The following is a 12,859-nucleotide window of genomic DNA, read 5'->3' on the forward strand; positions in this document are numbered from 1 at the left end:
TGACTGTAATTGATTAATTTCTAATGCTTATTTTATCCGAAGAAATATAATTTCCTGTACTGCCATACATTGTTTTCTTTTTATCCGACCAATTGGGTTTTTCGCCTGTATTATAAACCATTAAATTGTAATTGCCTTTCTTCAAAATTGGAGATCTGAATACTTGTGCCGATACTGAAAATTTGCTGTACATATCGACAAGAGTTGTCACAATTACCTTGCCTTTTTCATCGGCCAAAACAACTTTTGCATAACCATTTTCCAAGCCAACTAAGCTATACAAAGCGATTTGCTGACCGGTAAATTTTATTGAAAACGAAGCATCCTTTTCATTTGATTTGCTTTCCAAATCCGTATGTTTCCAATTGCCATAAAATTGAATTTTCTTATCAGTGTTTTTTATGATCGTATCCGAAGTTTCCATTGGAGATGCAATTCCAGTTAATAAATCAATTTGCCAGGCATCCTGATAATTAGGAATCGATAATGAATTTCCTGAAATCACAAGTGGCTGCCAGACATAAGTAGCTGCCAAAGCCTGTTTAGGAAAAGACCAACGGTCACCCATAAACATATACGTTGTCTCTTTTGAACCCTGAATTGGCATTACAAAAGTAGATTGGGAATTCCATGTTAATGTTCCTTCGGGAGCAATTAAACCCTGAGATATCCATGGCCCTTTCAGGGAATTTGAGGTATAATAATAATTGTCGTTTTTCTCCCAGCTTGTTAAATGTGACCCTATAAAATAATAAAGACTATCTTTTTTAAACATGGCAGGTGATTCGAATCCGGAGGTAATATTTTCGTTTATTTTCTTCGTAACCGATTTATAATCATCTCCTAATTTATAAATTTCACCTCCATGAACCAAAATATAACCTGAACCATCGCTATCCTGAAAAGTTCCCATATCCCATTTTTTTATCGGTTTTCCCTGAAACAAAAGCGGTCCTTTAAATTGATATGGCCCTTTTATTTTTTTGGAAACAGCAAAACCCACAAACTGATCTTTATACGTTAAAGTATCGGCGTGCATGTACATGATAAATTCTCCGGTTTTAGGACATTTCATCACTTTTACTCTTTCTCCAACACGATTAGGGCCTAATTTACCTGACTTTTGTAAGGAAAGTGCAATGTTTTCAAATTTCCAGTTATACAAATCTTTTGAAGAATAGCAATTAAATCCGGCGAAAGCATTGCTGGTATCAGTATGCGCTTCTCCAAAGAGATAAAATGTGTCTTTCTCTTTAATAATGTTGGCACCATGAGCACTTACAATATTTCCGTTTTGATCGAACCAGGGAGTTCCTGAATAGATAGCATCCATTTTTCCCGGCTGTTGTGCAAATGAAATTAAAGCACTCAATAATAGTACAGTACAAATTATTCTTCTTGTTAAATATCTGAAAATAGAGTAATTATTCCTGAACATTTTTTGCATTTTAAATTCTTAGGGCATAACCAAATTTACTTTTTCCTATAGCTTTCTCTGTCCTGTGCTATACTGGTTATTTCATAAACAGCTACTGCTTCGCCATTAGCTCTTTTGGTTCTAAAAAATTAACCGCTCCTATTTGTTGTACTTATTTTATCTCTGGCTAAAGCTGGAGACGATTCAATACAAAAATTTAAAAACTTCTGACTTCTAACACTTACCTTCTAACTTTCCAAATTATCATTTATGCAGATTGTTTTTTCCTTCTATTTTTAATTGTATGGAACTGTCGTTTATCTGGAACTGACTGTCTTTTAACAACAGAATCACTTCGGCTCCAGCCAATAAAACAGGGCCATAACCATGAGCTGCGAATACATTTACAGGACGATAATAATAAAATGCAGGATCAAACCCCATTCCTGTTCCTACGCAGGTTCCTTCAACCTGACCTTTATCATTTACTTTTGAAGCTACTGCATTCCAGGCCAATAAAACAGCGGGTGCATATGTCATTTTATCAATATAACCGCGATTAATGGCTCTGGCAATCGAATAGGTATAAATTGCAGTTGCCGAAGTTTCTAAATACGAATCATTTCTGTCTAATAATTGATGCCAAAAACCGGTTCCGTCCTGATACTGTACCAATCCGGCGATGTGCTTTTGCAACTGTACCAAAACCTGAGGATATCCCGGATGATTCTTTGGTAAAACTTCAAGTAATTCAACCAAAGTCATTATTGCCCAACCATTTGCTCTTGCCCAATGAAACTGCGGATGTACTTCCATCGATTCCACCCAGCCGTGCATGTAAATACCTTTTTGTTCGTTAAACATTCTTTTAGAAAACTGATTTACCTGTTTTACGGCATCATCAAAATACTTAACATCTCCTGTATGGCTTCCCATTTGAGCTAAAGCCGGCACGCTCATAAACATATCGTCTAACCAAAGCGTATTGTCCTGAGGCCTGTTTCTTGCTAAGGTTCCGTCTTTTAATCTAAATTGTTTATTGCTTATAAAGTCAATATAATTGTTTACCAAAGGATCGATATTTGCTTTTAAACCGTCTTTTTTGGCTTTAATAAAGGCTGCACAAAGCGCTCCTGCAAAATCCAATGCTTCCGGATGAAGCGTCTTCAGCATGTCTTTGTCTTTGATGTTTTTTTCCTGAATATTTTCTGCAACGTCAGCGATTAACTTTATTCTTTTATTCGAATAATCTGCAAAATAATTTTCACCTGTAGCTTTAGAAGCCAAAAGCATTCCGGCATAGGTAACTCCCCATTCGTAACTGGTCAACCTAAAAGCTCCCGGCTCAAAAATGATGTCTTCCCTGTTTTTCTTATAATCCGTAATTTCAGCTTTTGTTGTGGCATTGAGAATTTTAGAAGCCGAGTTTTTATCTAAAAAGTTATAGACTCTATCCAACACAACTTTTATGTCCTCTTTTTGCGGAATAACATATGGTGTTGGATAATCCGGCTGCATTAAATGTAATGGTGCAGTTGCATCTGTTTTTTGGGCATTTACAGTACTGCATATTCCGAAAAGGGATAATATTATAATTTTGGTCGATTTATAAGTCATGGTTAGCGATTTTAGTTAGTAGGAATTCAATTTATTTACTTATTTCAACCTTTATTTTGGCAGAAAGCTGTTTCGCCAAAGTGGTTACATAATTGCTGAAATAAACAGAGTCTTTAAAGTTTTTATCAGCACTTAATTCCCAGCCTGCGATTGGATAATAACTTATTGACTGATTGTTTTTTGCATTTATTTTTATCAAATAGGAATCTGTTAATTTGCCTGTTTTTGGAGCTTCTATATATCCTTTATAACTATCTTTCGGAATTATGATAGCCGTTCCCAAAATCCATTGTCTCTCATATGTTAATTTATCATGCTGGATAAAACAAACATAATCTCCTGCATCAGTCACCTGTAACGGATTCTGATTATTTATATTAGAAAATACTATTACCAACATCTCATTACCTTTCAGTCCGTTTAAGGAAACTGTATTTTTATAACCGTACATTCCCGGCCAGATAGAAGCTGTTTCCTGTACCTGATATTTATTTCCTGACGCTTGCCAATTTTGATAATTATAACTTAAAACAGAATTTACAGGGCCTTCGCTTACAATTTTAAAAGTCGTTTTCTCTACATTATTTAAGGTATCATTTGCGATAATTCCAAGCCTGTTGATTTCACTCCCAACAAGCAATCCGTAACCTCCCAATCCTGCTGAACTTCCAACTGGAAAAATATCCCTTCCCCAATCGTGCATTTGATGGTAATTATCTTCTACGGCTCCTTTGCTGTTAATACCTACATTTTCTGGCGTGATTCCGGGAGTCTTTTTTCCAAAAACATCTTTTGAATTTCTTCCGTCCAGATAATGTCTGAAACCTACTTTATCATTTTCCCAGGTTGGACCATCGGTTTGATATTTTTGAAAGCCAAGTTTTTTATGAACCTGATTGGCCAATAAAACTTCTTCGGTTGCGGGTTGTACAGGCAGATCTTTAGCTTCTCTTTTTCCAAATCTGACACTGGTTTTTACAGTAAATTTAGGATCTGTATTTGACCATTTAAGTTCCACTGTTTTCTTTTCTTGTGCAGAAAAATTGGCAACAAAAAATAACTCATCCCATTTTCCGTCACCATCCAGGTCATTTACCTGAGCCGGAATTGTATCTGAATTGTGTAAAATGATTGGGAAAGAATTTTCGATACTGCTTTTGAGTAAACTCCTTTTTATGGAAATTGCTTTATCTGATAATTCCAAATCAGAATCATTAGTCAAAACAATTTTTGCTGTTTTCGATTTTTGTTCCACTTTACAGCCTATAAAAAGCATCGATACGAGAGCTATTGACAAGTGTAACCTAAATTTATTTTTCATGCGTAGTGTATTTAATTGTATTTTCTATCAGAGATAAAGGTATTGGAATATATTTTTATTCAAAAAAATCTGTTTTACTTTAGATAAAAAACTTCTTTTAAACCAATGGCAACCGGCGAATTATCCGGATTCGTTTCCATAATATCACTCATATACGCCCACCATTTTTTTACAATGGGATGATTTGGCAGCAAATCAAAATCAAAATCAGCACTTATTTTTTGAACAGCAAAAAGGATTAAGGTTTCTTCATCCAAAAAAATACTGTAATCCTGTATTCCAGTTTCCGAAAGTAAACTTGCTAATTCCGGCCAGATTTCATCGTGTCGTTTTTTGTATTCAGCTTCAAAACCCGGTTTTAATTTCATTTTAAAAGCATTTCTAATTGTATTTTGCATTTTTAATATTTTAAATTAATTGTGTTTTTATAAATAAAATCTTTTATACTATTTAAAAAAAAAACGAAGAAGCTGTTTCAAATTTCCCTCCCTGTGAAGCTGTAAACATATAAGTCGCCTTCCCGTTTTGAAATAATAACTGCGGCCGTTCTGCACGTCCATATCGATTAAGATGTTTAGGTGCTTCCGGCTGATTTATATATTTATTGAGCGGTTGGTAGGATATCAAAGGATTGTTCCAGTGAATTCCGTCTTCTGAATCCATATAAAGACCATTATCCTGTCCAAAAACTCCGAGATCTCTTGCCAGCATTTTAAATATATTATTTTCATACCAGACAAAAGCATCCTCACATTGTTTATTATCGCCCAATTTAGAAAAATCTACTACAGGATTACCTTCGTATTTTTTATAAGGGCCTTCAAGAGATTTAGCAATGGCTAATCCATATTTTCTATTTCCTTTAATTGGAAATTTTGGATGGATATAATTTTCGGTATCCAATGATTTATAGTAAAGCCAGTATTCTCCGTTTGGATGTTTTAAAAAAGAAGGGTTTGTGGTTAAAAGATCATCCCAGGAACCTTCATTTCCGGGAAGCAACAAAGGCTTATCGGGTCTTTTCCAGGGTCCGTAAAGAGAATCTGAAGTGGCTAATCCAATACGTTTTGTATTCATTTTGCCATTCGAATTTCCCATAAAAAACAACGCATATTTTCCGTCAACAAAATGAATACCTGGATTATGACAGGTAGTTGCATCCCAAAAACCTTCCCCTCGAGGTGCCAAAACGGTACTTACATATGTATAGGGTCCTTCAGGCCTATCTGCTGTTGCATGAGCAATTTCTGAACCGTTAATCCAGCCGCTCATCGATTTAGATTTCTTCCAACGGGAAAAAAATACATGAATTTTACCATCCGGACCTTCAATAGGACTGTTACACCATACATAATAATCTTCAAATTCAAGTGCGCGTCCTACAGGTTTAAGCTTTTTTTCAAAATCAGACAGTTTTGGATCAATCACAAAACTACTGCTTCTGAGTGAAAACGGAAGACACAGCCCAATAAGAGCAAGAGAATTTCCTATTATAAATTTTCTTCTATTCATTTAATTTTCTATAAAATAAAGAGTAAAACATTCTCAAAACAATTCATTAATGCTTTAAATTAATCTGAACCGGTTTATCACGGTTGCAGATAATTTCTCCATTAACATATTCTAATTCTGCAACCTGTATCGAACTTCTTCTGGTTTCAAAACTGTCGGTTCCTTTATTTTCAGGGGTTCTTCCGGGATGTGTAAAATAAAAAACATAAGCTTTGTCATCGTTTACAATAACATCAGCATGTCCGCCAATTACTTTGTCATCTTCTCCTGTTCCCGGAACCTGAAGAATGTTTTTCTCCTGTCGTTTCCAATTTATAAAATTATCAGAAGAGAAAACAGCCAGGCCTTTCCACGGATCTGTAATCATCCAGTTTTTTCCTTTCCAGTTAAAGACTTTCGGGCCTTCGCCCCTATCTTTTACGACCTTTTTTCTGCTGTCTGTCCAATGGTATAAATCTTTACTATCCGCATAATAAATTGATTTTCCATCATTTTCATTATTGTAATACATGCGCCAGTTTCCGTCCGGCAATTGAAATACTGAGGCATCAATACAACGTTCGGAAGCCAGTTTTAACTGCGACTCAAATTTCCAGTCAACTAAATTTTTACTTGTCAAATGCACGATATAGCGCGGATGATACCAATCTTCAAAAATACCAGGTACAATAGTTAAGTACATGTGGAATTTTCCTTTGTGTTTAATGACCTCCGGAGCCCAGTACGTGACATCATTAACTTTGTAATTTATATTGCAATTGGTTTTATATTTCCAATGCGCACCATCTGATGATTCGGCAATACCAATGGGAGTCCCATGCACCCAACTCACACCGTTACCGCCAATATTAGCTCTTCGATTCGTATAAAACATCAGCCATTTTTTGTCTTTCCTGCTCCAAATAATAGTTGGATCAGCAGCTCCGTCAAAAACAGGATCGCGAAATAAAGGTTTATCGGCGATTTCTTTTTTTACTTTTTGCGTGGCATTTTGAGAAAAACCGGGAAGACAAAATAAAAGTTGTATGAAAACTATTTTTCTTAAGCTTTTAAAGATGAATTTCATGAAAATACAATAAGTGTTTTGTTCAAATATATTTATTTATTATTCTAATACTGTCCTGTGCTATACTGTCATTTAAAGTGAAAATAAAAAGAGGATTTACAAAAACTGTAAGCCCTCTTTTTATAAATATTAGTTACCATTCAGTCCTGGTAATTAGTAAAGAGTGATTAGCTTTTTAGAACTACTAAATAGATTTGAATTAAGTCGTCCGTGATGTAATACGTGATGTAATATTTATATTTAAAACCTCGTTTAAACTAATTACTAATAACTGCTCACTAATCACTAAACCGCTGCATATATTATTTTTCAATTAAAATTTTAAGCGTTTTTGTCCCCTCCTCACTGGTTACTTTTAGAATATACACACCCTGATTATGGTTAGGAATACTAAGTGCTATATTTTGATTATTACCGGTAAGTTCAATTTCTTTTTGGGCTACAACTTGTCCGGTGATATTTGAAATTACGACAGTTGCTTTAGATGATTTAAAACCATTAAATCGAACATTAAATTGCCCCGGCGATGGATTTGGATATACCAATATTTCTACTGTTGCTAAACCAGTTGGCTTTTTAGTACCCAAACCGGAAATGCCTTTTATAACAATATTTGGTACAGGGGCGGGAGCCATATCATAACCAAGGAAAAAACCCGGATGCGGCGGTTGGTTGTAAGCTGAATTTTGCCATGCAATCGCCGTACGATATTGAGGATCATGCATCAAAGTATAAATTCTATAATCTGTAGCAATATTTGTTGTAAAAAGAATCAAGGCGGTATTATCTGAACGGCGAAGAATAATTTCCTCTCTCCAGTCACCTAAAATATCAGCGGTAAGAGCCGGATTCTTTTTAGTATCATTATTTGAAGAAACCGGAGCTGCCTGATATATTGTAAATAAACGATTCAATGATTGCGTAGTCGGATTCCATTTGTCCATAATGGTTCCATCAAGCAATTCACGACCTAAATCCCCATCCCACCAAACGGCTCCATTCACAGCCTGGCTACCACCAGTTGGTTTGCTGGTACCAATTTGTCCGTCTTGTACATTATACAAATTACCGGAAGAACTCCACATCTCATAACCTCTGTGATTCGGATCAATATCTGCCGCTAAAGCACGACCAACATCTCCTGTTGTAACGGCACCAAAAATCATTTTACCGGTTTTGGCATCATTAAGCCTGATTCCATAAGGACTATATTGCCCTTCAGACTCCAGACACTGCCAAATTTCCTGTCCGGGACGATCCGGATCCATATCTGACATATGAAGCGCATCTCCATGCCCCTGACCGTAAGTCCAAAGACGTTTACCATCATCATTAATAGCACTTGAACCGTTAATGATTTCGTCTTTTCCATCGCCATCAACATCTCCAATCGTCATCTGGTGGTTTCCCTGACTTGAAAGAGCGTTATTCGCCGGATCACTTGTATCTTTACTGTCGAAAATCCATCGAAGCGTCAATTGTCCATCACGCCAGTCATAAGCGGCACGCATCAGTTTATCATAATATCCACGCCCTACAATCAGACTCGGACGAGCACCATCTAAATACGCTACAGCAGAAACAAAACGATCCTGACGGTTACCATAATTATCTCCCCAATCTGTGGTATTAGCCCTTGCCGGCTGATACGTTGCCGTCGCCATAGCTGCGCCGGTTAAACCGTTAAAAACAGTCAGGAACTCAGGACCTTGCTGTACCCATCCTCCTGAATTTCGGTAATCGACAGAAGCGTTTCCAATGACAACTCCCGTACCATCAATGGTTCCGTCAGCCGTTTTTAAAATTATTTCCGCCTTTCCGTCCCCGTCAAAATCATATACCATGAACTGATTGAAGTGCGGACCGGCATTTACGTTTTTACCTAAATTGATACGCCATAGTAAAGTACCGTTCAATTTGTAGCAATCGAAAATTTGTTCTCCCGAAAATCCCCCTCCGTTATGATTTAATAAAGTAGGATCCCATTTTAAGAAAACTTCATATTCCCCGTCTCCATCAACATCACCAACGCTTGCATCATTTGCTGTATATGTGTAAGCTGTTCCATCCGGAATAGTACTTCCCAAAGGAATCTGCAAAGGAATTGACAACTGATTATTTGCCCATACCGAAACAGGAGCTGTTGCAATTCCTTCCGTACCATTGATAACCGTTTTTATTGAATAAGTACCATTCGTTGAAATGTTATCAATAAAGTTTGTAGAAGTTGTGATAGGCGTCGCATTGATTTTTACGTTATCTCTATACACATTAAAAGCAATATCTGAAGGGTCATTTCCTAATAATCGCCAGCTAATAAAAACCTCATTTGCCGATTTACGCAAGGCGACTACTCCTCTATTCAAAAATTCTACTTGTTTAGGTGTATTAACTACTACATCAGGTAATGCCAGCGTATTAAATCTAATATTTTCGCCATAAGTGGTACCACCATTAATAGCGTAAGCTCTGGCATAATATAAAGTGGCAGGTGTAAGCCCCGTAATGTTTACCGAAAAATTACCTGTACCAGTAGTTCCAGCGACAATTTTAGTATTCGCTACTGTTGGATTATTGCTGGTACTGTAAACGATTCCTCTTTCTGTAATTGCCGTTCCTCCATCTGAGGTAATATCACCTCCGGTTTCTGCCGTAGTTGGAGTAAGATTAGTGACAGCATTTGTGGTAAGTACTGCTGGCGGAGGAGCCGGAGCATAGCTTCTAACAATAGGCGTTACGATGCTGCCTGAATTTGCTTTTGTATAAACGACAAACGGATACAAGCTTCCTGCGGTAATTGTCAAATTTCCTGTGGGTTCATCAATTCCTCTGACTACTGTCGGGTCTTTCATTTCTGTCCAGACAGCTGCTCCGGCAGCTTGTTTAAATACACGAGCTGAATAAGTCGGAGTACTGCTTACGTTATCTATAAAAGAACAATATAAATTTCCGGAAATATCTTTGATTAAACTTAAACTTGGTGAATCTCTGGAACCTATTCTCGTAGTAGAACTCCAGGCAGCAGTAGTCTTATTATACTCAACAGCTGTAGCTCTGTTAGAATCAGCTGTATTAAAATAGACAATAACAGGATTGCCAACTGAATTAATTGCCATACTGGTATGGCGAATTGCGGCTGTAACTGTTGGAGTAATATAATTCCATGCTCCACTGCTAAATTTATAAAAAGCCATCGTTCCTGTCGAAGATGTAGCTGATGCCAAACTACAAAATACCAACCATGGTATATCGGCTTCATCAATTACAAGACTTACCGCTACAGCTATTTGTGAAGCATTTGTGGTAGTATTCAGTGGTATTGTGCCTACAGTAAACCAGGAAGTTCCATCAAATTTTTTAACAGTAGGAGTTAAAGATGCACCTTCACCAAAAGCAATATAAGGATTGTTATCTGAATCGAAAGCTAATGAGCAACGAGGTGTCGAACCATATTGTGAAACAGTATTGGTAACTGAACCTGTTGAAACATAAAGATTATTGTTATCGTTGTTCAACGGTTCCCAGGTATCTGTAGCAGCATTGTAAATTTTTACGGCTAACTTATTTCCGTTCGCTGCATCTGTATAAGTAACAAATAATCGATTTGTCTTATCGAATAAGATTCTGGAATACGTAAGGTTCGTTCCAATGTCATTGCCCAGCTGTTCCCAACTTCCTGTGGCAGCATTTCTTTTTTTTACTTTGACAACAGGCCCAGTTCCTTCTCTGAGTACTACATAAGGAACATCATTTAGAACTGCAATAGAAGTGTAAGAAGAGGCTGCAGAAGATATCTGAGATTCATTGCCTAAAATATTCCAATTCTGGGCAAATGTGTTCTGAGTAGTCAAAAAAAATAAAACTGTAAAAAAAATAATTCCAAAGAATATTTTCTGAAAAGAAATTTGTGTTGACTTAAAAGGTATTGGTTTTTTCATAAATGATTGATTTGAGGTTAGTTGTATTAAAATTATTCGGATAATCAATTAATACTATCCTGCACTACCCTGCTAATTTTCTGTAAACCAGATTTTTAAAATATATTTTTGCAATAACCAAATTTTAATTAATTAAAAATCAATCACTTATGCTATTTTGTTTTTATTGTTTTTTATACACTTACATTTTAACAAAATTAATATTGCAATTTTTATTTCTGATTTTTATAAATACTTAGCAAGTCAAAATCACGATTTATTCACAAAAAAAATTCCCGTCTATTTCTTAAAAATTAGAAATAAACGGGAATATTAAATAAGACGAAATTTAAATTCGCCCGTATAATTTTTAGTTACCAATCATCTGTACGAAAAGGAGATGCAGGCAAATTTTCAGCATTGAATAAATTTGGCTCAGGAATAGGTTTCCATGCAAAACGGACTGCTATTGGATTTTTTACTTTTTCGGAAGAAACAACAATAGTCTTTCCATCAATTTTAGCGTCTGCCGGATAAAAGATTTTGTCTTCGCCTGCGATTTGGAACTCTTTTAGAGTTTTTTCTGTTTTTTTGAATCCGGATTCAGTATAATCAAAAAATAACTGAATACGTCCTTTTTTAATTTTCATATGGTTAAAAATTGGTCCCGAGTAAACCAGCTTTTCTTCATTATAGGTTTTCGCCAAAGCTATTAATGCCAATCGATGACCTACAGTTTGTTTGTCTGTTGGATGAATATTGTTTGCATCACCGACATCTGTAGTAACCACCATTCCGCTGTTTGTTATCTTTTTTAATGACAATAATTGTGCTTCTCTGATTTCCGGAGTCTGCCCTTTGTGTGGTGCAATCTGAACATAATAGAAAGGGAAGTCTCCTTGTTTCCAATCATCTCGCCAATTTTTTACCATAGCCGGAAATAATGTCTGATACAATTTTGCTTTACCTGAATTACTTTCTCCCTGATACCAGATTACGCCTTTCATTGTGTAATTTATTAGAGGATGTAACATGGCATTGTAAAGTACATACGAGGTTTTATTGGCTTCTTTTTTAGGCCTTTTAAGTTCGGTTTTAGACAAATCATTATCATTGGCCAGCCTCTCATTTTTCAGATTCAAATAATAAGTTTCCAGTTTTTCCTGATACAATTTTTCGTTTTTAGCATCTTCTTCCAGAATAGGCAAAAAATCCGTATTGCTTTCTAAAACGTTTTGTGAAGTCCAGGCTTCGGCTTTTGTTCCGCCCCATGAAGTTGAGATCAGACCAATTGGAATTTTTAATTTCTGATATAAATCCCTGCCAAAAAAATAAGCTACAGCCGAAAATGATTTAATAGTATTGGGAGAACATGCTGCCCAGCTTCCTGTAACATCATTAAGAGGTTTTGGGGAAGCATTAGTCAAAACAGTAAATAACCTTATTGTCGGGTAATTAGCATTTTGGATTTCTTCAATATAGTTTTTAACCCCTGTTTTCCAGGTTACTTCTTCCTTTCCCACAGGAAAATACATATTCGACTGTCCCGAACAAATCCATACTTCCCCGATAAGGATATTGTTGAGTACAATTTTATTTGCTGCATTAATTTGTATTGAATATGCTGTTTCGCTTCCTTGTGGAGTGTCTACAGTAACTTTCCAGTTTCCTTCTGAATTTGCAGTAGTTTCTATTGGAGTATTTTGCCATCCCAACCGGATATTTATTTTTTCGTTTGGAGATGCCCATCCCCATAAATTAACTTTTGCATTTTGCTGTAAAACCATATTATCACTTACGAGAGCCGGTAATTTAACCTGTCCCTGTACAGATAATTGTATATTTAAAATAATTAATAATGACAGTAATTTTTTTATGCAGATCATAGATAATGCTATTTTAATATTTAAAACTAAAGATAACCGACTAAGACAATATAGGTGTCCTGTGCTTTCCTGTTTATCAGAATTACATAAAAAAAAGGCAATAACTAAAGTTACTGCCTCTTA

The 12,859-nt window shown here is 35.9% G+C and carries 8 protein-coding genes; all 8 read right to left on the reverse strand.

The window, feature by feature from the left end; genetic code table 11:
- Window positions 1–13: 13 nt before the first annotated feature.
- The 8 genes from ACEN92_RS04690 to ACEN92_RS04725 all read right to left on the reverse strand — a co-directional run bounded on the left by ACEN92_RS04690 (window position 14) and on the right by ACEN92_RS04725 (window position 12,736).
- On the reverse strand, window positions 14–1,438 hold the full coding sequence (locus tag ACEN92_RS04690) for a family 43 glycosylhydrolase (protein WP_495641211.1): 1,425 nt from the start codon (window positions 1,436–1,438) through the stop codon (window positions 14–16).
- Window positions 1,439–1,681: 243 nt separating this feature from the next.
- Window positions 1,682–3,034 (reverse strand): glycoside hydrolase family 88/105 protein, encoded by a 1,353-nt coding sequence (locus tag ACEN92_RS04695; RefSeq protein ID WP_495641212.1) that lies wholly within the window; start codon window positions 3,032–3,034, stop codon window positions 1,682–1,684.
- A gap of 31 nt (window positions 3,035–3,065) precedes the next feature.
- Window positions 3,066–4,355, reverse strand: a complete 1,290-nt coding sequence (locus tag ACEN92_RS04700) for a DUF4861 family protein (protein WP_495641213.1) — start codon at window positions 4,353–4,355, stop codon at window positions 3,066–3,068.
- 74 nt (window positions 4,356–4,429) lie between these two features.
- Complete coding sequence (gene rhaM, locus ACEN92_RS04705) at window positions 4,430–4,753, reverse strand: L-rhamnose mutarotase (protein ID WP_495641214.1); 324 nt, start codon at window positions 4,751–4,753, stop codon at window positions 4,430–4,432.
- 52 nt (window positions 4,754–4,805) lie between these two features.
- Window positions 4,806–5,867, reverse strand: coding sequence for a glycoside hydrolase family protein (locus ACEN92_RS04710; RefSeq protein WP_495641215.1), 1,062 nt, complete (start codon window positions 5,865–5,867; stop codon window positions 4,806–4,808).
- 46 nt (window positions 5,868–5,913) lie between these two features.
- Window positions 5,914–6,933, reverse strand: a complete 1,020-nt coding sequence (locus tag ACEN92_RS04715; protein ID WP_495641216.1) for a family 43 glycosylhydrolase — start codon at window positions 6,931–6,933, stop codon at window positions 5,914–5,916.
- Window positions 6,934–7,235: 302 nt separating this feature from the next.
- Window positions 7,236–10,871, reverse strand: coding sequence for a rhamnogalacturonan lyase family protein (locus ACEN92_RS04720; RefSeq protein ID WP_495641217.1), 3,636 nt, complete (start codon window positions 10,869–10,871; stop codon window positions 7,236–7,238).
- A gap of 353 nt (window positions 10,872–11,224) precedes the next feature.
- Complete coding sequence (locus ACEN92_RS04725) at window positions 11,225–12,736, reverse strand: sialate O-acetylesterase (protein ID WP_495641218.1); 1,512 nt, start codon at window positions 12,734–12,736, stop codon at window positions 11,225–11,227.
- Between the last annotated feature and the right edge of the window lie 123 nt (window positions 12,737–12,859).

Source organism: Flavobacterium sp. Flavsp81 (genome assembly GCF_059491325.1).

Bases quoted from the DNA above. Each gene is read 5' to 3' on its own strand.
- ACEN92_RS04690 (WP_495641211.1), bottom strand. From the start codon at position 1,438: ATGTTCAGGAATAATTACTCTATTTTCAGATATTTAACAAGAAGAATA.
- ACEN92_RS04695 (WP_495641212.1), bottom strand. From the start codon at position 3,034: ATGACTTATAAATCGACCAAAATTATAATATTATCCCTTTTCGGAATA.
- ACEN92_RS04700 (WP_495641213.1), bottom strand. From the start codon at position 4,355: ATGAAAAATAAATTTAGGTTACACTTGTCAATAGCTCTCGTATCGATG.
- rhaM (WP_495641214.1), bottom strand. From the start codon at position 4,753: ATGCAAAATACAATTAGAAATGCTTTTAAAATGAAATTAAAACCGGGT.
- ACEN92_RS04710 (WP_495641215.1), bottom strand. From the start codon at position 5,867: ATGAATAGAAGAAAATTTATAATAGGAAATTCTCTTGCTCTTATTGGG.
- ACEN92_RS04715 (WP_495641216.1), bottom strand. From the start codon at position 6,933: ATGAAATTCATCTTTAAAAGCTTAAGAAAAATAGTTTTCATACAACTT.
- ACEN92_RS04720 (WP_495641217.1), bottom strand. From the start codon at position 10,871: ATGAAAAAACCAATACCTTTTAAGTCAACACAAATTTCTTTTCAGAAA.
- ACEN92_RS04725 (WP_495641218.1), bottom strand. From the start codon at position 12,736: ATGATCTGCATAAAAAAATTACTGTCATTATTAATTATTTTAAATATA.